The following is a 22,533-nucleotide window of genomic DNA, read 5'->3' as shown; positions in this document are numbered from 1 at the left end:
TCGCACCGCCAGCCTCCCGTTGCAGCAGCCCTGCCAATAGCTAACATCTTCATCAAAATATTAATCTCCCCTCCCATATTACACCTGCTTTATTTTATCTCATCGGGTTCTGCGCAATAGTTCACAAAACACCCTGCCATCAATTGATATTTCGCGTCGCGAAAAATAGATTGTCGCCATAAAAAATTCATAGCAAGCATCTTAATTGCATTCAGGGAAGAATGGTCATGCGGAAAATTAATTACGCGTTAACGTTAATTGAAATAGCCACCGTGTTAATAGCGTCAACAGCAATAAGTTCATCACCGGCTTACGCCAGCGGATTTATTGAGGACTCATCGCTGAAAGGCAATGTTTTCTACTGGCAGCGTCAGCGAGATCGCAGAGACACCGATCCCACCAGTGAATATCAGGGGCAGTATCGGGCTAATTTACATCATGCCTCACTCAACAGTAATCTCGACTATCAGTCAGGCTATGCCGGGGAGTGGATTGGTCTGGACCTCGCCATTTTCGGTGCTGCTGAGCTTTCCAACAGCGGCCCCGCCGCACCCAATGAAATTGGCTTCAGTAAGGCACGTACTCGCTGGGATGAAAAGTGGAATGGCGACAGCGGCGGTGCTTCTGTTTATAAAGCCGCACTGAAATTAAAATATAACGATTACTGGTTGCGTGCCGGTTATATTCAGCCAACCGGCCAGACAATCATTGCGCCACACTGGAGTTTCTTACCCGGAACCTATCGCGGCGTCGAAGTCGGTGCGCTGTATGATTTCCAGCAGGCCGGTGCATTATCACTCTCCTGGATGTGGAGCGACAAATATAAAGCGCCCTGGTATCGTGATTTATATAATTTTCGCCAGTCTGATGGCAAAACATCTGTCAGCTACCTGCATTCGTTCGGCATGAAATATGACTTCAAAAATAACCTGGTGCTTGAGGGTGCATTTGGCCAGGCGGCGGATTATATGGATCAATATTTTGCCAAAGCCTCGTGGTCAGCCACGCCTGGCGGCAATGCACTCTACACCAGCTATCAGTTTTACGGCGCACACGACAAAGTAGCGGGTGGTGCCGCTAATCCGCGTGATGTCTATGACGGCCTGGCCTGGTTACAGGCGATCACGGTCGGCTATACCGTCGGCCCGGTTGATCTGCGACTCGAAGGCAGCTGGGTCAAAGCAGAGGGGAATCAGGGCTTCTTCCTGCAGCGCATGACGCCAGGCTACGCCAGTTCCAATGGACGACTGGATATCTGGTGGGATGCCCGTTCCGACTGGAACGCCAATGGCGAAAAAGCGATCTTTGCCGGGGCGATGCTCGACTTAACGCCGTGGCAACTGGCGGGATGGAAAGTGGGCGCATCGTACGTCTGGGGCTGGGATGCCAGACCCGCCACGCTGCTCACCGTTGACCAGAGCCAGCGGCTGAAAGAGTCCGCCTGGAACCTTGATCTGATCTATCAAATCCAGCAGGGCCGCGCCAAAGATACCCTGTTTAAACTGCATTACACCCGCTACGACAATCACAGCAATCTGCCCAGTTACAGCGGCGGTTACGGCAACATTTTTCAGGACGAGAAGGACATCAAATTTATGGTTATCGTGCCGTTTACGCTGTTCTGACGCCCTGCAGACTCCCGGATATCTCTTCAGCAGCAAGGATGAATCAATATGTTTAAGTTAAGCCTTATCGCGCTCACTCTGCTGGGCGCTGCAGCCACAGGCCACGCCAGCTCGTCAGCGCAGCAGGTAGTGAATCAGATCAGCCAGTTTGGCGTCACTTATCAGGTGAACGATAATCAGGCCGCCCTGCATGGCACCGACTGCGCTGCGCTGGGTGCCGACTATGCCGCCTGCAATCGCGCCACCATTACCCTGACCAATAACGGCCCTGCCCTGACCGATAAACACTGGGCAATCTACATGAGCAACGTCCACCAGACGCTGCGGGTCGATAACGAACAGTTCAAAATGACCCATCTGGTCGGCGACCTGACCCGACTGGAGCCGACTGAGAGGTTCACCGGCATTGGCGCGGGCGAATCGGTGCAGATTCCGATCGTTAACGAATACTGGCAGCTGTTTGCCACGGATGTGATGCCGCGCTGGTATGTGACGTCCGGGCAGGCCACCCCCAAAATTATTGCCAGCACCGATCATGAAGATCCCAGCCAGTTTGTGTTGCCGTTGGGGGATAACTGGCGACGCAGTGCCGATGACCGGAATATCCTGATGCAACCCGCCAGCCGGTTTGATAAAAACAGCGACGTTGCCACCCTGCCCGCCTCCGCGCTGCGCGGTCAAATCACACCCACGCCGCTTGCGGTGAAACTCCGCCCGCAGGATGCCGATCTCAGCCATGGCGTCAGGCTGTCTCTGACCGGGTTGACCCGTGAAACCGGTGAGGCGGTGAAGCAGCGTCTGACCCTGCTCGGCCTGAAAGAAGCGGCTGATGGATTTGCCATCAGGACGCAGATCAAACCGGATCACTTCAGCGGCAAACAGGCTAAACCAGGCGCATACGATCTGGATATCACTCCCCGCCGCGCCATTGTGGTGGGCTACGATGCTGCCGGTGCGTTCTACGGTCTGATGTCGATTCTCTCGCTGATACCCACCGAAGGCGCGCCGCGTATTGCCACGCTGGAAGCCCATGATGCGCCACGCTTTGCCTATCGCGGCGCGTTTCTTGACGTTGCCCGTAACTTTCACAGTAAACAGGCGGTCATGCGGCTGCTTGATCAGATGGCAGCATGGAAGATGAACCGCTTCCACTTTCACCTTAGTGACGATGAGGGCTGGCGGATTGAGATTCCCGGCTTACCGGAATTGACTGACGTGGGGGCTAAACGCTGCCATGACCTGAGCGAACAGCGCTGCCTGCTGCCGCAGCTCGGTTCCGGTCCGTTCAGCGATAACAACGGCAGCGGCTATTTCAGTCGTGCCGACTACATCGAGATTGTGAAGTATGCCCAGGCCCGTCACATCCAGGTGATCCCGGAAATTGATATGCCCGCCCATGCCCGTGCCGCCGTCATCGCCATGGAAGCGCGCTATCAGCGGCTGATGAAGGAGGGACAGTCTGAACAGGCCAGTGCGTATCGCCTGATCGATCCCACCGACGACTCCAATACCACCTCGGTGCAGCTCTATGATCGCACCAGCTATCTCAATCCCTGCATTGCGGGTTCACAGCGGTTTGTCGATAAAGTGATCGGTGAAGTTCAGGCGATGCACCGGGAAGCGGGACAGCCGCTCGGCGTCTGGCATTTTGGCGGTGACGAAGCGAAGAATATCCGGCTGGGTGCTGGCTACTCGGATAAACGCGACCCTAAACCGGGCACCGGTCTGCGCGACTGGAGTAAAGAAGATCTGCCGTGGGCGAAATCGCAGGTTTGTCAGGCGCTGGTGAAGAGCGGCAAAGTGGACGATCTGGCGCACCTGCCGAGCTACTTTGCCCTGACCGTCAGTGACATCGTTAACCGACACGGTATTGGCAAAATGCAGGCCTGGCAGGATGGTTTAAAACATGCCAAAGATTCAGCATCCTTTGCCACACCGCGCGTCGCGGTCAACTTCTGGGACACCCTCTACTGGGGCGGTTTTGACACAGCCAGCGACTGGTCACAGAAAGGTTACGACGTGGTGATCTCCAGCCCCGACTATCTCTATCTGGATTTTCCGTATGAAGTTAACCCGCTGGAACGCGGCTATTACTGGGGCACGCGCTTCAACGACGAGCGGAAAATCTTTGGCTTCGCGCCGGATAACCTGCCGCAGAATGCTGAAACCTCGGTGGATCGCGATGGCAACTTTTTCAGCGCCAAATCAGAGAAGCCCTGGAGCGGTGCTTACGGCATTTCGGCCCAGCTGTGGAGCGAAACGGTGCGCACTGATGCTCAAATGGAGCACATGATCTACCCTCGCCTGTTTGCAGTAGCGGAACGAAGCTGGCACCGCGCCAGCTGGGAGCAGGATTACAAGGCGGGTCAGGAGTATGCGGGGGGCAAAACCCATCTCGTCGATCAGCAGGCACGCCTTAATGACTGGCAGCGATTTGCCAATCTGCTGGGACAGCGGGAACTGGCGAAGCTGGATAAGGCGGGCATCGATTATCGCCTGCCGGTGCCGGGAGCCAGAATCGTTGATGGCATCCTGTCGATGAATGTGGCCTTACCGGGCGTTACGCTGGAGTACAGCCTGGACAAGGGCACAAACTGGCAGCGCTACGATGCCACCAGACCACCGCAGGTCAGCGGTACGGTGGCAATTCGCTCGGTGAGCCGCGACGGGCAGCGCACCAGCCGCGTTGAATCCCTGTAGAAAGCGAAGTGTGAATGGGCTGATAAGCCAGCGTTTGAATATGAAAAAGGCCGACAGAAGTCTAATGGCAGTCAGTTAAGCGACAGGGGATAACGCAGTCTGGTGCCGGGCAGGGGCTGGCGGTCCTCGCGCCGCTGCGCGGTTCCTTCACTTCATTCGCCTGCCTGACGGACCGCCGGGGATGGCACATCCTGTGCCGCCCCGCCTTTCGCCCGCGTCCTGCGGGCTCTCCTGGCAGACTCATTCTGTTCAGCGCTGCGGATTACCTGCCCCTGCCCGGCCCCAGCCTGCTCTGAAACTTCAGTGTGTATTGTTAAAAAGGGCACGATAGTGAAGGCCTGAGCGCCGCTGCTGCTCGCTCGCCCAGAAAAAAGGCTGCCACGTTTGACCGTGGCAGCCTTTACAAATCTGATCTTAACTGATCAGCATTAGACAGAAGTCGGCCCTTTCACACCTAAACCAGCTTCTCTTCGGGTACCGGCTCCGCTCCCGCCATCTGCTGACGGCGCTCGATAATCATGGTTTGCGGTGTGGAGAGCAGAATACCCTCTTTACGCAGACGCGTCAGAATATCGAACAGCAGATCGCTCTTCGCCCCTGCGATCTGGCGCTGACCCGCCACGTTACCGGTGACGCTCAGTATAATTCCCTGCTGAGTCAGATCTTTAAACGAAACGGATGGCTCTGGCGTCTCCAGAATGCGTTCATTTTCGTTGTAGACCTCCAGCAGGATATCGCGCACTTTCGCCGGATCGATGTCGAGCGGGAACGTCAGCGTAATCGTGACCACCCCCTGCGCATTACCCATGGTGGCATTTCGCACGTTCTGCGAGATAAACTGCGAGTTCGGCACAATCACCGTGGATTTATCGCCCAGCTGGATCTCGGTAGCGCGCACGTTAATCCGGCGGATATCCCCTTCGATACCGCTGATGCTCACCAGATCGCCAACCTTCACTGGCCGCTCGGTCAACAGAATCAGCCCCGAAATAAAGTTCTTCACAATCTCCTGTAAGCCAAAACCGATACCTACCGACAAGGCACTGACGATCCAGGCCAGCTTATTCCACTGCAGGCCCATGATCGACAACGTCAGCAGGATAATCAGCACATAACCGATGTTGCTGAACAGCGTCACCAGCGACACCCGCATACCCACATCCATGGTGGTTTTCGGCAGAAAATCGGTGTCGAGCCAGCGGCGCACCGTTCGCAGTACATAGATGCCGACGATCAGGCAGATAATCGCATTCACCATGTGCGCCGGGACGATATTCAGGGATTCAAGTCCTTTACCGCCCCAGAACTCAATCACTTTTTGCAGCAGTTCAATCGGCGTTGAAGAGGCAAAGGTCCCGTTGACCAGCGCCAGCGCCACAACCAGCACCAGGAAGGTTTTACCGATAGCCGTCAGCAACGTAGCCGTTTGCTGCAGATGACGCTCATTGATGTTAAGCGAACTCTGAATGCGGCGACCGGTTGCGTTACTGGTCGAGAACAGGCTCTCACAGCCATCGTTAAGCAGATGACTGAGGAAGTAGAACGAACCAAACAGCAGGCCGCACCAGATCACTTCATAACTCAGGAAGCGCGCCAGCGTGACGTAACCGATGAGCAGCGACACCAGAATGGCGATGCCGGTCAGCGTCAGGCCCATCTGGATCAGTCCGACCAGCGTAGAGCGAGCCTCTGGTGGTGTGCCCGCCTGGGTCATACGGCGACGAACCCGGTTGGTGCGCATGCTGATCGCCAGCGCGGTAGTACCAATCAGCAGTGCCGTCAGCCCGTTGGCAAAAATGGTGGTATTCAGGCTGGTGCCGACGCTGTAGTTAAACGCTTCGACCGTCTGGAAGATAAAGACCAGCACGGCGGTAATCGGTGGAAACGGTTTTAACGCCATCGCCACTTCATTGGAGATGGTCGGTAAACGCCAGCTGGGTCGACGGGTAGAGAGGAAAGCGCGTCCCAGTCCGGCAATCAGGCCACAAAAGACACTGAGCCGAACCAGTTGATCCACAAAGTCCTGAACGTTTTCAGAAACCTCATCACGGCGGGTAAAGGCCAGGGCGATAAAGTTAAAGGTGAGGACGACAGCCACCAGGGTGGTCAGGGCTATCGCTGCCGCCAGAAAACTGCGGCGCAGCTTCCCTTCCGGCAGTTTGTGAATGCTAATCCAGGCCAGAAACTCTTCGCTGTAACGACGGCCAGCCGTCATCACCAGCATCGCAGCCAGCAGCCAGAAGACACTGCCCACGCGCCAGCCTGGCTCCCATGAGAGTGCCGCGGTGTCCTGCAACTCCTGCAGGAATTCACCGATTTTTTCGCCATCCAGATCCTGACTATTGAGCAGCGGTGACCAGAAGCGCGGCCCCAGAATGGTGCCGGAGTTCAGCGCCAGCTGGCTTTTCAGCTGATCGCGGCGCAGGTTAACAATCTGCGAGGAGAGCATCAGCGCGCCATTTTTAATGCCTTCGGCCTGTTTGATCTGGTCGTCGAGTTTGCTTTTCTGACTCTCCAGCGCGTTACGCTTGCGCGTGACTTCCGACGTCTCTTTTACGCCGCTGTCGGCTTTAGGTGCCGGCCCCAGAACCTGCAACTGGGCTTCCAGTTGCTGGCGATCGGGGAGCAGCGCCTGGCCCAGCGTGTCGGCACTGCCTGAGAGCTCAAGCGCCATTTCATTCAGCTGAGTCAGCTTGTTTTCGCCAGCATCAACGGAGACCTGACTTTTGATTTTATCGAGGATCTTCTGCATTTTCGGCAGTTCAACCGCAGCATTCAGCTTCGGCGGAGCATCCTGTTCCTGAGCAGCAGTGGCCTTATCATCCGCGGCCAGCGTCAGCGCCGGGGCAAACGCCACCAGCGCCAGCATTAACAATGCAAAAAAGGATCGTAGCTTAAACATATGAGTAAGATTCCGGCAGCTTAAATCAGGCGATCGTCCCTCGCCAGTCGCGCGTAGTGTAGGGCTTTGCAAGGGATGGCAATATAGGAATAACGGGCATTTTTCGGGCTAATTCGGTGCAGACAGAAGCGTGAAAATCGCTGTACGCCTCTGCCTGCATCATCCCGGATACCCGCTCAGCCTGCAGGTAATGCCAGTGTCCGCAGCGCGCAACACCGGCTGTTTTCTACTCAACGTCGGCGCTGCTGGCCCCATTACTGGCAACCTGGCCCGACTTCTGTTTTTTATAGGCCAGTGCGGCAGCCGGCACCGGCGCCGCTTTACCGGTCTCAATCCAGCTGCGCAGACGGTTAGCGTCGGCGAAGTGGGTATATTTGCCAAAGGCATCCAGCACCACCAGCGCCACCGGACGATTATTAATCATGGTGCGCATCACCAGGCAGTGGCCCGCCTCATCGGTGTAACCGGTTTTGGTTAGCTGAATATGCCAGTCATCTTTATAGACCAGATGGTTGGTGTTGCGGAACGGCAGCGCATAGCTCGGATGGGCAAACACCGCCGTCTCCTCTTTAGTGGTGCTGAGCGCACCAAGCAGCGGATATTCCCGCGTCGCTTTGAGTAGTTTAACCAGATCCTGCGCGCTGGAGACGTTTTGCGTCGACAGGCCGGTTGGCTCCACGTAGCGGGTCTGTTTCATGCCCAGTGACCGCGCTTTCGCGTTCATCGCCCGGATAAAGGCGTTATAGCCGCCCGGATAAGCATGAGCCAGGCTGGCGGCGGCGCGGTTTTCTGAGGACATCAGCGCCAGCAGCAGCATATTCCGGCGGCTGATCTGGCTGTTGAGCTTAACGCGTGAGAATACACCCCGCATTTCCGGCGTCTGGCTGACATCGACGGTTATCATCTCGTTCATCGGCAGATGCGCATCCAGCACCACCATAGCAGTCATCAGCTTGGTGATGGAGGCAATGGGCCTGACCCGATCAGGGTGGCTTGAAAACAGCACTTTATTGGTCGTGAGATCGACAATCATCGCACTGCCAGAGGCGATCTGCGGCTGAGCAATCGGCGCCAGTTGCGACAGCGACGTCGTCGCCTGCGCCGGAAGTGAAACAATCTGCCCTGAAACGAGCAGCGCCAGCGAAAGCAGGGTAGAACGAATTTTTGCAGGCATCGTAGAAAAAACCCGGTTATGAATATGTACTGTGTCAGACCGACACAGGCCGCCCGCTTCAGTGAGGTCGGAGCGCGGGCTGGCGGCGATATCATACCCGTAAGGTTAAGAAATTTCCTGGTGAGAGTGTTTCCGGGCGTAAAAAGAGAACTGCCGCCAGAGCGGCGGCAGCGGTCGGTCAGAACAGATGCGGTCCATATCCCCACAGCACCACGGTTAATGCCAGTAATACTTCAAATACCAGCACGCCGATGGCCAGCGTTGAACCGGAAAAACGCAGACTCTCTTCGCGGTCGATATTAAGAAACAGTGGAATACCGATATAGAGCAGATAGCCGGTGTAGAGCAGCGCCAGGGCGCCCGCCAGCACGCAGAGCCAGACCAGCGGATAGAGTGCCACCAGCCCGCTGAGAAACAGCGGTGTGGCCACATAGCCCGCAAACACCGTACAGCGCTGTACGCCGGGGCGCTGCGGATAATCACGTGCCATCCAGTGAATTACGCGTCCCATTACCGCGACGCCACCCAGAATAATCAGATAGAACAGAATGCCAAGCCCAATCCCGGTCAACAGGTTGAGTTGCACATATTGCCCCTCGCCCAGATTCCAGCCCAGCTGAGTTGTACCGATAAAGGCGCAGATCACCGGAATCGCCGCCATCAGCAGAACATGGTGGGTGTAATGGTGCGATACGCTCTCATTCTCTTGCTTGATATGACGCATTTCCTGATTCGGATGCGCCAGCAGACCCCAGACATGATTCATAGATTCACTCCTCTGATGCAGTGGGCCGCCCGATGATGCATCCGTCTTTGGGGGCAGCGTCCTCTCAAGTATAAACGGCAGCGAAACTTTCGTGGTGATCGGACAAAAAAACAGCATAAATAAACGGACCCATGAGGCACGGGCGGAAGCGAAGCCAAATCGCGTATAGACTGGAAGAAACAGTCACTGAACAGGGAGGGTCATTTTGCATCTGGATATCAACGCATTAATTACGCAGTACGGTTATCTGGCACTTTTTATTGGCTGTATCGCCGAGGGGGAAACATTTACGTTGCTGGGCGGCGTCGCCGCGCATGAGGGGCTGCTGCATTACGTGGGAGTGGTGCTGGCCGCAATGGGTGGCGGTATTGTCGGCGATCAACTGCTCTACTGGGTCGGTCGCCGCTGGGGCACACAGATCCTGCGCCGCTTTAAAAAGCATCAGGATAAAGTGGTCAAGGCGAACCGCCTGATTAAACGCCGTCCCAGCCTGTTTGTGATTGGCGTGCGCTTTATGTATGGCTTTCGACTGATTGGCCCAATCATCATCGGGGCCAGCCGCCTCAATCCGATGAAATTTTTTATTCTTAACGTCATCGGGGCGGTCATCTGGGCGCTGATCTTCGTCACCCTGGGCTATTTCGCGGGCGGCATCATCGCGCCGTGGCTGCATAAACTCGACCAGCATCTGAAGCATCTGCTATGGCTGGTCGGCGCAGTGGTATTCGCCTTTGCGCTGCGCTGGGTGATCCGCCGCTGGCACAACCGTCGTGCCGACCAGGAATAAATGAACCACGGATTCGCCAGCAGACGCCATCGTCTATGAGAGTGAGCTGACCGGTGGTAAGGGTCGCCGACGCTGAGCAGCGCCAGGCGACCCTGCTGGCGATTTTCCATGTCTCACCCGCCCTCACCCCTTCCCTGCCTCATTCAACCGTACGTTAACCATCTGTGCCCAAACGAAGCCGCATCAGATGGCTCAGCTATAGTTAGGATGGACACTGACAGGGAGATGAGGATGAGTAAGGTAAAACGTAAGATTGAAGACCATGGCGTGATCGGAGATTTGCGCACCTGCGCACTGGTCGCGAATGATGGCACCATTGATTATCTCTGCTGGCCGGAACTCGACAGCCCGTCGGTCTTTGCCGCCCTGCTCGACAGCGATGATGCCGGGCTTTTCTCCCTGGCCCCTGACTGGCCCAATGCGCGACGTCAGCAGCTCTACCTGCCCGATACCAACATCCTGCAGACCCGCTGGCTGGATGATGAAGGCGTGGCGGAGATCACCGACTACATGCCGATTTGTGATGACAAGGACAAGCTGCCGCGTCTGATCCGGCGGGTCAAAATGGTTCGCGGCAGCGCGACCTTTAGCCTGCGCTGTTCACCGCGTCACGACTATGCCCGGGCGCAGACCCGTGCAGAGGCGCACAACGGCTGTATCGATTTTCATGCCGAGGGCCAGCCGTCGCTGCGCCTCGCCGCCAGCGTGGCGATGACGCTGGAGGATGAGAGCGCGACCGCCCTCTTCACGTTACAACCCGGTGAACATGCGCAGTTTGAATTTGGCAGCGTGGATGATGCGCATATCGAAGCCCTGACCACCGAACATTGCTTTGAAGAGACGCTGAACTACTGGCGACGCTGGAGCGCCCACAGTAACTATCAGGGACGCTGGCGCGAAATGGTGCAGCGTTCGGCGCTGGTCCTCAAACTGCTGACCTCACATCAGCACGGCTCTATTGCGGCGGCAGCGACCTTTGGCCTGCCCGAAGAGCTGGGCGGTGAACGCAACTGGGACTATCGCGCCTCCTGGATCCGTGACGCCTCGTTCAGCATGTATGCCCTGATGCGGCTGGGCTATATCGATGAAGCCAAACACTTTACCCACTGGGTTGGTCGCTGCGTTGAAAACAGCCATCACGATGAGATGCGCCTGCAGGTCATGTACCGGCTGGACAGCGGCACCGAACTGCACGAGATGGAGCTGCTGAATCTCTCCGGCTATGCCGACTCCCGTCCGGTGCGCATCGGCAATGACGCCTGGCAGCAGACCCAGCTCGACATCTATGGCGAGCTGATGGATGCGGTCTATCTGGCCAATAAATATGGTGAGGCGATCTCCCAGCGCGGCTGGGAACATGTTGTCAAAATGATCGACTGGCTGTGTGAGAACTGGGATCAGCCCGATGCCGGTATCTGGGAGATGCGCGGTGAACCGGAACATTTCCTGCACTCGCGTCTGATGTGCTGGGTGGCGATGGATCGCGCGCTGCGTCTGGGCATGAAGCGATCGCTGCCAATGCCTTATGAACGCTGGGATCGGGCGCGCCGGGAGATCCGCGAAGATATCTGGGCTAACTTCTGGAACAGTGAGAAGGGTCACTTCTCTTCGACCCGTCATGGCGAATATCTCGACGCCTCAATGCTGCTGATGCCGCTGGTGCGTTTTGTGGGAGCCACCGACCCGGACTGGATTGCCACGCTGGATGCGATCAAAACCAATCTGGTCAGCGACGGTATGGTGCGCCGTTACAATACGCATGAGACGCCCGCCGATGGCCTGAAAGGTTCAGAAGGGTCGTTCGGAGCCTGCTCCTTCTGGTATGTCGAGTGTCTGGCGCGCGCGGGCCGGATTCAGGAAGCGCATTTTGAATTTGAAAAGTTGCTGAGCTACGCCAATCCACTGGGCCTCTACGCGGAGGAGTTTGACAGCCACGGCCATGCGCTGGGCAACACGCCGCAGGCGCTGACCCATCTGGCGTTAATCAGTGCCGCCTTTTTCCTGAACCGCAAACTCAGCGGCGAACAAACTCAGTGGCAACCTTAGTCAGGGATAACCCCGGAAAGCCCCATTTTTAGCGCCCTGCTTTACGGAAATGCGCTAACATCCGCGGTGAATTTACGTAAAGTATTGCAGGCAGGTTAAAATCCCGATTCACAACGTCAGATTAATGAACATATAATGCGCAGCAGGTCACATTGGCCAGCATGAATTCGACACACTGAACAGCCTGAAATATGGCGATAAAGAATTGTAAAATATGAAAATCATTCGCGCTTTCGCTTCAATCGCACTGGCTCTGGCGGCCTTCAGCCAGTCAGCCTTTGCTGTGGTTTACCCGTTACCGCCGGCCAATAGCCGTCTGATCGGCGAAAATATCGAAATTACTGTCCCTGAAGACAGCAAACTGCCGCTGGAAGCTTTTGCGGCACAGTACCAGATGGGCCTCAGCAATATGCTGGAAGCCAATCCGGGCGTTGACGTTTATCTGCCTAAAGCTGGCAGCAAAATGATCATCCCACAGCAGCTGATCCTGCCGGACGCACCGCGTGAAGGCATTGTGATTAACAGCGCGGAGATGCGTCTTTACTACTATCCGAAAGGCAGCAAAACCGTGGTGGTGTTGCCTATTGGTATCGGTGAACTGGGTAAAGATACCCCGATTAACTGGACCACAGCGGTAGAACGTAAAAAAGATGGCCCGACCTGGACGCCAACCAAAGGCATGCATGCGGATTACGCGGCGCGCGGTGAAACCCTGCCAGCGGTCTTCCCGCCAGGCCCGGATAACCCGATGGGCCTGTATGCGCTCTATATCGGTCGTCTCTATGCGATTCACGGTACCAACGCCAACTTCGGTATCGGCCTGCGCGTGAGCCATGGTTGTGTGCGTCTGCGCGCTGACGATATCAAATGGCTGTATCAGAACGTGCCGGTCGGTACGCGCGTACAGTTCGTTGATCAGCCGGTAAAAGCGACCGTGGAGCCAGACGGTTCACGGTATGTAGAAGTGCATAACCCGCTGTCGACCACCGAAGAGCAGTTCAACTCGCGTGAGCTGGTGCCGATTACGCTGAATCAGGCGGTGAGCAAAGTTCTGGTTGATGCCAGCGTCAATCAGGATCAGGTTAATGGCGCGATTCAGGGCCGTACCGGTATGCCAGTAAAAGTGAACGGCGTGGAGAACAACATCCAGACTGCGCCAGTTCCGATGCCGGAAAACCCGCAGGCTGTGCCACAGGAAGAGCCAATGACGCCAGTCACCTCTCAGGGTGCAAACAGTGATGCCGCGCAGCCACAGCAGCCGGCCACTGAGCCAGCCGCACCGGCCGCTCCGGTAACACCAGCAGCACCTGCAGCCGCGGCCAATACCAGCTCGTAATTGCCGCCCTGCTTGCAGAAGCCAGCGCCTGTCGCTGGCTTTTTTATTGCCTGCGTTTCCGCGTTTTTCCCCGCACTCCGCTCAGAATGCCCCGTCCGACGATCATTAATCTGTCATATAAAGCGCGTATCACACTGCGTTGACCCGGTGCAAATCAGCATCCGGCATCAGCCACCAGAGGTACACCATGAGCGAAAACAGTCTCTCCTCCTCATCAGCCCGAGGTCGCCCCGATTTCAACGGCAAAAATAGCCGTTTCAGTAAACCGCTGTTCTTTATTCTGCTGGTTGCCGGACTGGCGTTCGCTGGCCTCAATCTGGTCAGCGATGTTGAAGAGACCAATATGCTGGTCACCAGCTATCTGCCGTTCTTTCTGCTGGGGCTGGCACTGCTGATTGCGCTCGGCTTTGAGTTCGTGAATGGCTTTCACGATACCGCCAATGCCGTAGCGACCGTGATCTACACCCATTCGCTGACGCCCGGCGTCGCGGTGGTCTGGTCCGGTTTCTGTAACTTTCTGGGTGTGCTGCTCTCCAGCGGCGTGGTGGCGTTTGGCATTATCTCACTGCTGCCGGTGGAGTTGATCCTGCAGGCCAGCAGCGGCAGCGGGTTTGCCATGGTCTATGCGCTGCTCTTGTCAGCGATTATCTGGAACCTGGGCACCTGGTATTTAGGGCTGCCGTCGTCGTCGTCCCATACGCTGATCGGCTCGATCATCGGCGTCGGCGTTGCCAATGCGATGCTGCACGGACGCAGCGGTCTGAGCGGAGTTGACTGGGATCAGGCCTTGAAGGTCGGCTATGCACTGCTGCTGTCACCGGTGGTCGGCTTTGTCTGCGCCGGGCTGCTGCTGTGGGTGATGAAACTGTTTATCCGCAATCGCCAGCTTTATCAGGCGCCGGAAAGCAATCAGCCGCCACCGGTCTGGATCCGCGGCCTGCTGATCCTGACCTGTACCGGCGTGTCGTTTGCGCACGGCTCCAACGATGGTCAGAAAGGAATGGGGCTGATTATGCTGATCCTGGTGGGCACCATGCCGATCGCCTACGCCCTGAACCGATCGCTGCCACCCGATCAGATCCCGCGCGTCGCGGCGCTGAACGAAGTGACCGCCCATCAGCTGCTGCAACTGCAACCCGCCTCAGCCAATCCTCCACCGGCCCGTGAGGTACTGACCGGCTTTGTTGGCAGCAACAGCATGAATCCCGACGTGCTGCCCGCGCTGGCGATGACGCTGCGCGAAGTCGGCGATGAGATTCGTCGTTACGGTTCAATGGAAAACATTCCAGCTCAGGCGGTGACCAATACCCGCAACCAGATGTATCTGGCGTCAGAATCGATCAAGCATCTGCAGAGCGCCGAGGTCAGACTGCCGCAGGAGACGGAACGCAATCTCAAGGCAGTGAAAACGGAACTCGACAGCGCCACCCGCTTTATTCCGATGTGGGTGAAAGTGGTGGTGGCGATTGCGCTGGGACTGGGCACCATGGTCGGCTGGCGCCGGATTGTAGTCACAGTGGGAGAACGGATCGGTAAAACCCATCTGAGCTATGCCCAGGGCGCCAGCGCCGAACTGGTGGCGATGATGACCATCGGCGCGGCAGACGGTTTCGGTTTACCGGTTTCTACCACCCACGTGCTCTCATCCGGCGTGGCGGGCACCATGGCGGCGAACCGTTCCGGCTTGCAGCTCTCAACGCTGCGTAACCTGGCCGTCGCCTGGATTTTAACGCTGCCGGTATCTATTCTGCTCTCTGCCCTGCTCTACTGGGCGTTCAGCCATTTTTAACGGTCTGCGGCTTATCGTCATTCAGGCGATAAGCCGCTGCTGCCAGTAAAGCCGCAGGGTAATCAGCAGCGCCCCCAGCACCATCAACGCCGCCGCCAGATAGACTGACTGCATCCCCCAGTGTCCGATAAGCAATCCCGCCACCGGGCCGGTTAAACCCAGGCCCAGATCGAGAAAAGCGGAATAGGTGCCCAGCGCAGAGCCCTGATCCTGGCGCTCAACCCGTTTAACCGCCTCAACGCCCAGCGCCGGAAAGACCAGCGAAAATCCGCTGCCGGTGAGGAATGCGCCCGCCCCTACCAGCCAGGCGCTGTCCGCCTGCCAGATAATCAGCAGTCCCAGGCACTCCAGCAGGAATGAGAAGAGCGACACGCGCAGCCCGCCGAAACGGGTAATAAAGCGACCAAACCCCAGACGCACCAGCACAAACCCCAGGCTGAACAGCGTCAGCGCATAGGCCGCGCCCTGCCAGTCACGGCTGGCAAAATAGAGGGTGATAAAGGTGGCGATAACGCCAAAACCGATAGTGCCGAAGCCCAGCGCCAGGCCATAAAGCCAGACGCGGGAGAAGACGCGGTGAAACGGAATGCGCTCGCCCACACTGACCGTCACCGCCGGTTTGCGGCTGGCCATCAGATAGCCCGCCACGCCCATCAGCGCAATCAGCCCGGCAAATCCACTCATACCAAATTCACTGTTCAGCAGCACGCCCAGCGGTGCACCGACGGCCATTGCCAGATAGGTCGCAACACCGTTCCAGGAGATCACGCGCGCGGTCTGCATTGGCCCGACGATGTTCATGCCCCACAGGGTTGAGCCGGTGCTGCTGAAGCTTTCACCCACGCCGAGAAACAACCGCCCGATGGCCAGCAGCGCCAGACTCAGCCATGGCCAGCCGCTCAGCAGTGCGGCCACGATAGTCAGCACCCCGCTCATGCCGCAGCAGAGCAGTCCCAGCATCACCACCCGCTTTGGTCCAAGGCGATCGGCCAGACGGCCCGACTGCGGACGGCTGAGCAGCGTCGCAAAATATTGAATGCTGATAATCAGTCCGGCGATAAAGGAGCTGAAGCCAAGATGATTTTTGACGAAGCCTGGCAGCACGGCCAGCGGCAGTCCGACAGAGAGATAGCAGAAGAAAGTGAAGATAATAACAGAGAGGATTCGTTTGTTGAGCTGGCTGTTGCTCAACACAGCGGAGTCAGACATAGCAGGCAAGGGGTCCAGGAAATTTTTCCCACTATACCGTCAGGCCGCTAAGGGGTCGCCTGATTTTTTATCACAAACCATGAACATGTGCGTGACGATCAATCGCCTGTGCAATGTCGCCCGACGATTTTAACGCACGGATTTCGCTGAATAAGCCATCGGCTTCGCCATAGGCTTTGCGCAGATAACCGAGCCACTGTTTGATACGCGCCACGTGATAGAGGCCGGTATCACCCTGCTTTTCCAGCCGGCTGTATTTCTGTAATAACCGCACCACATCAGGCCAGGCCATCGGCGGCTCGTTATATTTCACTACCCGGCTCAGGTTGGGGATGTTCAGTGCGCCACGGCCAATCATCACCGCATCGCAGCCGGTTACCGCCATACAGTGTTGCGCGCTTTGCCAGTCCCATATTTCGCCATTGGCAATCACCGGAATGCGCAGCCGCTGACGAATGTCGCCAATCGCCTGCCAGTTGATCGCCTCTGCGCGATAGCCCTCTTCTTTAGTCCGCCCATGCACCACCAGCTCGCTGGCACCGGCCTGTTGCACCGCATCGGCAATCTCCAGACTGCGGGCGCTGGAGTCCCAGCCGAGCCGCACTTTCACCGTTACCGGCAAATCTGCAGGCACCGCTTCACGCATCGCTTTCGCGCCGCGATAGATCAGATCGGGATCTTTAAGAAGAGTTGCGCCGCCTCCGCTGCCGTTGACCAGTTTAGAAGGACAACCACAGTTGAGATCCACACCCCATGAGCCCAGTTCCACCGCACGTGCGGCGTTTTCGGCTAACCATTCGGGATGCTGCCCCAGCAGCTGCATACGCACCCGCGTGCCGGAAGGCGTGCGGCTGGCGTTATGCAGTTCGGGGCAGAGACGGTAGAAAGATTTTACCGGCAGCAGTTGATCGACCACGCGCAAAAACTCAGTGATGCAGAGATCGTAGTCGTTCACTTCCGATAACAGCTGGCGCACCAGTGAATCCAGCACGCCCTCCATCGGTGCCAGTAAAACCCTCATACTCAGACGTTTCCGGTACGCTTCGCTGCTGCCGGACGACGCGGACGGGCTGCGGGCCTATCGCCCTGAGGAGCGGCCTGGCTCTGACGACGCGCCTGAGGACGCTTTTCGCCGGATGAAGATGAGCGCGATGCGCCTGCACCCTGTCCGCCCTGGCTGCGACCACGGCCGCCGCCGCCGCCACCTGCACCGCCGCGAGACTGCTGCTGACGACCGTTGATGATCGGCTCCGCTTTGATGCTCGGATCGGGTTCATAACCTTCAACGGCCAGACGCGGGATTTCACGCTTCAGCAGACGTTCGATATCACGCAGCAGTTTATGCTCATCGACGCAGACCAGTGACAGTGCGACACCGGTCGCCGCCGCACGGCCGGTACGGCCAATACGGTGAACGTAATCTTCGGCGACGTTAGGCAGCTCATAGTTCACGACGTGTGGCAGCTCTTCGATATCCAGGCCACGGGCCGCGATATCGGTGGCAACCAGGACGCGAATTCCGCCTGACTTAAAGTCGGCCAGCGCGCGGGTACGTGCACCCTGGCTCTTGTTGCCGTGGATCGCGGCAGCGGAGATACCATCTTTACCCAGCTGCTCGGCAAGGTGGTTCGCGCCGTGTTTGGTACGGGTAAAGACCAGCACCTGCTGCCAGTTGCCTTCGCCAATCAGCTGAGACAACAATTCACGCTTACGCTTCTTATCAACGAAAGCCACCTGCTGCGCGACCTGCTCGGAGGCGGTGTTGCGGCGAGCCACTTCAATCATTTCCGGGTTGGTCAGCAGTTTCTCAGCCAGGCCTTTGATCTCATCAGAGAAGGTGGCAGAGAACAGCAGGTTCTGACGTTTGGCCGGCAGACGTGCCAGTACGCGACGGATGTCGTGGATAAAGCCCATATCCAGCATACGGTCCGCTTCATCCAGCACCAGAATTTCGACCTGTGACAGGTCAACCGCATTCTGTTGTGCCAGATCCAGCAGGCGTCCAGGCGTTGCCACCAGGATATCGACGCCGCCACGCAGTTTGACCATCTGTGGATTGATGCTGACGCCACCAAACACCACCATGGAACGCAGCGAGAGATATTTGCTGTAGTCGCTGACGTTTTCGCCAACCTGCGCCGCGAGTTCACGGGTTGGGGTCAGGATCAGGGCGCGCACCGGGCGACGACCGCGGATGGGCGTGGCAGTGGCAGAGAGTTTTTGTAACATCGGTAAGGTAAAGCCGGCTGTTTTGCCGGTGCCGGTCTGGGCGCTCGCCAGCAGATCGCGGCCTGCCAGCACAACAGGAATCGCCTGGCGCTGGATAGGTGTGGGTTCGCTGTAGCCTTGTTCGGCGACCGCGCGCAAAATATCGGCACTCAGGCCGAGAGAGTCAAAAGACATTAAGTGATTTACTCCGGTCCGCTCTGACCGTGATTCACGGTGTAGTTTTCAGAGGGATAGTGACGCCAGCCAGGGCTGACGCGTGAAAAGGGCGCAAACTACGATGCGTAAGCGGGCGAGTGTAACAGCTTTAAGAGAAGTGTGCGAGATAGCTCACATTTCCTGACACAACTTAACCGCCTGAAAACAGGAAGGCCACCTTCCGGTGGCCTTCAACTTAACTACGTTTGTTTTCGATTCGTCGCGGTGGCTCTTTCGCCAGCAGCGAGACCAGCGCCGGACCCAGCAACATCACTACGCCGAGACACGCCAGCAGCAGGTTGTTGTGGTAAATCCGCGACACCAGGAACAGTGTCATCATGGCGGCGCCAAAGTAGTAAGTGGTGGTCGCTTCTTCAAGATAATCGCCGAGAGTACGTAAACGGGCAATGCGCTGTGTCACCAGCATGGCAACAAAAACCAGTGCGTACATCGCCACCAGCGTACTGCAGACATCAACCAGCGCTTTGTGCTTCCAGCCCCAGATCAGTGCAGCGATCACCAGCAGATGCATAGCAATATGCAACAACGTTTGACCCGTGATAATTTGAATACGATTAGACCATTTCATTCAGTTCTCCTGGCAGACCCAACAGGTCGCCCAAGTGCTACCGGCACAAGCCGGAAACGATTTCCTCAATGTAAAACAATTTTCGGATAACGCCCTAATTTTCGCCCTCTTTCACCACCCATTTGTGACAAAGACTACACTTTGATTCTATTGATGATGAAAAGGAGTGCGTCGCGAGTATGCCACAAAACAAGCAAGGATTTTCAATAAAAGTCCTGACGATCAATACACATAAGGGTTTCGCCCCTTTCAATCGCCGCTTCATCCTGCCCGAATTACGCGACGCCGTTCGCGCAACGGAGGCGGATGTGGTCTTTCTGCAGGAGGTGATGGGCACGCATGCCATCCACTCCATTAACCATGAGGAGTGGCCCGACTCTCCTCATTATGAGTTTCTGGCCGACACCATATGGAACGATTTCGCCTATGGGCGTAATGCGGTCTATCCGGAGGGGCATCACGGCAATGCGGTGCTGTCTCGCTTCCCGATCGCCGACTATGAGAACCGGGATATCTCGGTGGCGGGCAGTGAAAACCGCGGTATGCTGCACTGCCAGATCGCCCTGCCCGAGCCGCACGGCACGCTGCATGTCATCTGCGTTCATCTGGGTCTGAAAGTGGCCCATCGTCACGCGCAGATGAAGAAAATATGTGAAATGGTTAACTCACTGCCGCCCGACGCGCCGGTGGTGGTGGCGGGCGATTTCAACGACTGGCAGCGACGCGCTAACTCCATTCTGAAACATGGCGCAGGCCTGAAAGAGGTATTCAGCATGAAAACCGGACGCCCGGCGCGCACCTTCCCGGCGCGCTTCCCGATCCTGCGGCTTGACCGCATCTATGTCCGCAACGCCACCGTCAGTCATCCGTGGGCGCTGCCGCGCAAGCCCTGGTCCCATCTTTCCGACCATGCGCCGCTGGCGGTGGAGATTCACCTATGAATTTTAGCTGGCAGGAAGGCAACCGGCTGCTGTTGCTGGAAAATGGCGAAGCGTTTTTCCCGCGGGTCTTTGGCGCGATCCAGCGGGCGGAACGTACGGTATTAATCGAAACCTTTATTCTGTTTGAGGATGACGTGGGCAACGCCCTGCACCGCGAACTGCTGGCGGCAGCCCAGCGCGGCGTGCGGGTCGAAGTGATGGTCGATGGTTATGGCTCTGCCGAACTCTCCGACAAATTTGTTAACAGCCTGACCAGCGCTGGCGTGCGTTTCATCTATTACGATCCGCGTCCGCTGGTGATGGGGATGCGCACCAACGTTTTCCGCCGCCTGCACCGCAAAACCGTGGTGGTGGATGACGTGGTAGCCTTTGTCGGCGGCATTAACTTCTCGGCCGAGCACAACACCGATTATGGCCCGGAAGCGAAACAGGATTATGCGGTGCAGGTCAAAGGCCCGGTGGTGGGCGACATCGCCCGCTATCTGCAACAGGCGATTGGCAGCGAACAGAATACCCGCCGCTGGTGGGGATCGCGCTCTCATCGTCCGGCGGTCAACGCCACGCCCGGCGATGCTCAGGTGCTCTATGTTTATCGCGATAACGACGAGCATCGTGACGACATCGAAGTCCACTACCTGGAGATGCTGCGTGAGGCGAAGCGGGATGTGATTATCGCCAATGCCTACTTCTTCCCGGGTTACCGGCTGCTGCGTGAGATGCGCAACGCCGCGCAGCGTGGCGTCCGGGTGCGACTGATTGTGCAGGGCGAACCGGATATGCCGATTGTGAAAGTGGGCGCGGAGCTGCTCTACAACTATCTGGTCGATGGCGGCGTCGAAGTCTACGAATATATCCGTCGCCCGCTGCACGGCAAGATCGCGGTAAAAGACGACTACTGGGCCACCGTCGGCTCCAGCAATCTCGATCCGCTCAGCCTGTCACTTAACCTTGAAGCCAATCTGATCATCCACGACAGGCCGTTTAACCAGACGCTGCGCGATAACCTGGAAGCGCTGCTGGCCAACGATTGCCAGCGCGTGCAGGAAGATCGCTTACCGCCGCGCAACTGGTGGCAACTGAGTAAAAGCGTGGTGGTATTCCACTTCCTGCGCCATTTCCCGGCCATCGCTGGCTGGCTGCCGGCGCATACGCCGCTGCTGGCCCAGGTGGGTGAGCCGGTACAGCCTGAAATGGAGACGCAGGATCGCGTTGAAACTGATAACCCGGGAGCAAAATCCTGATGGCAAAAAAACATCCACGCTGGCAACTGGCGAAAAAAATCCTCACCGTGCTCTTTTTCATCGCGGTGGTGGTTCTGCTGGTGGTCTATGCCCGCAAAGTGAACTGGGAAGATGTTTATGACGTCATCGTTAACTACAACCGCTTTGTGGTACTGACCGCCGCCGGACTGGTGGTGCTGAGTTACCTGGTGTATGGCTGCTATGACCTGATTGGACGCGCCTACTGCGGCCATAAGCTGGCGAAGCGGCAGGTGATGCTGGTGTCGTTTATCTGTTACGCCTTCAACCTGACGCTGAGCACCTGGGTGGGTGGCGTCGCGATGCGCTACCGGCTCTATTCACGGTTAGGGCTGGATAGCGGCACCATCACCCGCATCTTCTCTCTGAGCATCGCCACTAACTGGCTGGGCTATATCCTGCTGGCGGGCGTGGTATTCAGTGCGGGCATGGTGTCGATTCCCAGCGGCTGGTTTATTGGTGAAACCACCCTGCGGCTGATTGGTGGCGCTCTGCTGGTGCTGGTGGCGGCCTACCTCTGGGCCTGTGCCTTCTCAAAGCAGCGTCGCTGGACGGTAAAAGGCCAGACGCTGCAGCTGCCCTCGCTGCGCATGGCGCTGCTGCAGTTTGCGGTTTCCTGTGCCAACTGGATGGTGATGGGGGCGATTATCTGGCTGCTGCTGGGACGAGACGTCGGTTATCCGATGGTGCTGGGCGTGCTGCTGATCAGCAGTATTGCCGGGGTAATCATTCATATTCCGGCGGGCATTGGCGTACTGGAAGCGGTCTTCCTGGCGTTACTCAGCGGTCAGCACGCCTCGCATGGCACTATCATTGCGGCGCTGCTGGCTTATCGCGTGCTCTACTTTATCCTGCCGCTGCTGTTAGCGCTGGTGCTCTATCTGGGGCTGGAGAGTCGGGCGAAGCATCTGCGTCAGAAGAACGAGCAGAAGTTGCAGAAGTCGTAATAAAAAAGGGGAGGCGCAGACAGTGCGCCTCCCCCGCTA

The 22,533-nt window shown here is 57.3% G+C and carries 16 protein-coding genes; 9 read left to right on the top strand and 7 right to left on the bottom strand.

The genetic code is table 11. The features are described from left to right. The first annotated feature begins 227 nt into the window (after positions 1-227). Complete coding sequence (gene chiP / locus ACK13D_RS09455) at positions 228-1,625, top strand: chitoporin ChiP (protein WP_192072520.1); 1,398 nt, start codon at positions 228-230, stop codon at positions 1,623-1,625. Between the two features lie 48 nt (positions 1,626-1,673). Further along, positions 1,674-4,325, top strand: coding sequence for a beta-N-acetylhexosaminidase (locus ACK13D_RS09450; RefSeq protein ID WP_418796236.1), 2,652 nt, complete (start codon positions 1,674-1,676; stop codon positions 4,323-4,325). A 454-nt stretch (positions 4,326-4,779) separates the two neighbouring features. On the opposite strand, the gene ACK13D_RS09445 is transcribed toward ACK13D_RS09450, so the two are convergent. From ACK13D_RS09445 to ACK13D_RS09435, 3 genes are all read right to left on the bottom strand, one after another. Beyond that, positions 4,780-7,227, bottom strand: coding sequence for a DUF3772 domain-containing protein (locus tag ACK13D_RS09445; RefSeq protein WP_050680587.1), 2,448 nt, complete (start codon positions 7,225-7,227; stop codon positions 4,780-4,782). Positions 7,228-7,453: 226 nt separating this feature from the next. Continuing rightward, complete coding sequence (gene pbpG / locus ACK13D_RS09440; RefSeq protein WP_010669685.1) at positions 7,454-8,401, bottom strand: D-alanyl-D-alanine endopeptidase; 948 nt, start codon at positions 8,399-8,401, stop codon at positions 7,454-7,456. 178 nt (positions 8,402-8,579) lie between these two features. Further along, on the bottom strand, positions 8,580-9,167 hold the full coding sequence (locus ACK13D_RS09435; protein WP_010260296.1) for a Yip1 family protein: 588 nt from the start codon (positions 9,165-9,167) through the stop codon (positions 8,580-8,582). Between the two features lie 205 nt (positions 9,168-9,372). Here ACK13D_RS09435 and ACK13D_RS09430 point away from each other — a divergent pair, with 205 nt between their 5' ends. The 4 genes from ACK13D_RS09430 (at position 9,373) to ACK13D_RS09415 (ending at position 15,125) form a co-directional block, all read left to right on the top strand. Beyond that, complete coding sequence (locus ACK13D_RS09430; protein ID WP_033771195.1) at positions 9,373-9,954, top strand: DedA family protein; 582 nt, start codon at positions 9,373-9,375, stop codon at positions 9,952-9,954. Positions 9,955-10,185: 231 nt separating this feature from the next. Next, the gene (locus ACK13D_RS09425; protein ID WP_033779539.1) at positions 10,186-12,000 is read left to right on the top strand and encodes a glycoside hydrolase family 15 protein; all 1,815 of its coding nucleotides are present in this window, start codon (positions 10,186-10,188) and stop codon (positions 11,998-12,000) included. A gap of 214 nt (positions 12,001-12,214) precedes the next feature. After that, positions 12,215-13,336: a L,D-transpeptidase family protein gene (locus ACK13D_RS09420; protein WP_010260287.1), complete on the top strand. Its 1,122-nt coding sequence runs from the start codon at positions 12,215-12,217 to the stop codon at positions 13,334-13,336. A gap of 187 nt (positions 13,337-13,523) precedes the next feature. After that, complete coding sequence (locus ACK13D_RS09415) at positions 13,524-15,125, top strand: inorganic phosphate transporter (RefSeq protein ID WP_192072518.1); 1,602 nt, start codon at positions 13,524-13,526, stop codon at positions 15,123-15,125. A gap of 21 nt (positions 15,126-15,146) precedes the next feature. Here the strand turns inward: ACK13D_RS09415 and ACK13D_RS09410 are convergent, their stop codons facing one another. The 4 genes from ACK13D_RS09410 to ACK13D_RS09395 all read right to left on the bottom strand — a co-directional run bounded on the left by ACK13D_RS09410 (position 15,147) and on the right by ACK13D_RS09395 (position 19,347). Next, the gene (locus ACK13D_RS09410) at positions 15,147-16,334 is read right to left on the bottom strand and encodes an MFS transporter (protein WP_010260279.1); all 1,188 of its coding nucleotides are present in this window, start codon (positions 16,332-16,334) and stop codon (positions 15,147-15,149) included. Between the two features lie 70 nt (positions 16,335-16,404). Continuing rightward, on the bottom strand, positions 16,405-17,355 hold the full coding sequence (gene dusC / locus ACK13D_RS09405; protein WP_033771193.1) for a tRNA dihydrouridine(16) synthase DusC: 951 nt from the start codon (positions 17,353-17,355) through the stop codon (positions 16,405-16,407). A 2-nt stretch (positions 17,356-17,357) separates the two neighbouring features. Beyond that, positions 17,358-18,737 carry an ATP-dependent RNA helicase RhlE gene (rhlE, locus tag ACK13D_RS09400; RefSeq protein ID WP_022626008.1) on the bottom strand — a complete coding sequence of 460 codons (1,380 nt, stop codon included), beginning with the start codon at positions 18,735-18,737 and terminating at the stop codon, positions 17,358-17,360. A 217-nt stretch (positions 18,738-18,954) separates the two neighbouring features. Then, a complete protein-coding gene (locus ACK13D_RS09395) occupies positions 18,955-19,347 on the bottom strand; it encodes a YbhQ family protein (RefSeq protein WP_031594396.1) in 393 nt (130 codons plus the stop codon). A 179-nt stretch (positions 19,348-19,526) separates the two neighbouring features. On the opposite strand from ACK13D_RS09395, the gene ACK13D_RS09390 reads away from it, so the two are divergent. From ACK13D_RS09390 to ACK13D_RS09380, 3 genes are read left to right on the top strand one after another with little or no spacing between them, the layout of a single operon-like run. Continuing rightward, on the top strand, positions 19,527-20,288 hold the full coding sequence (locus ACK13D_RS09390; protein ID WP_061901646.1) for an endonuclease/exonuclease/phosphatase family protein: 762 nt from the start codon (positions 19,527-19,529) through the stop codon (positions 20,286-20,288). Next, a complete protein-coding gene (gene clsB / locus ACK13D_RS09385; RefSeq protein WP_010260263.1) occupies positions 20,285-21,529 on the top strand; it encodes a cardiolipin synthase ClsB in 1,245 nt (414 codons plus the stop codon). The genes ACK13D_RS09390 and clsB overlap by 4 nt, the downstream gene beginning before the upstream one ends. Continuing rightward, the gene (locus ACK13D_RS09380; RefSeq protein ID WP_060679786.1) at positions 21,529-22,494 is read left to right on the top strand and encodes a lysylphosphatidylglycerol synthase domain-containing protein; all 966 of its coding nucleotides are present in this window, start codon (positions 21,529-21,531) and stop codon (positions 22,492-22,494) included. The genes clsB and ACK13D_RS09380 overlap by 1 nt, the downstream gene beginning before the upstream one ends. The last annotated feature ends 39 nt before the right edge of the window (positions 22,495-22,533 follow it).

The organism is Pantoea sp. K16 (genome assembly GCF_048452805.1).
GTDB lineage: Bacteria > Pseudomonadota > Gammaproteobacteria > Enterobacterales > Enterobacteriaceae > Pantoea > Pantoea agglomerans.
The sequence above is the reverse complement of the archived record's forward strand: the minus strand, read 5'-3'. Positions and strand labels throughout refer to the sequence as shown.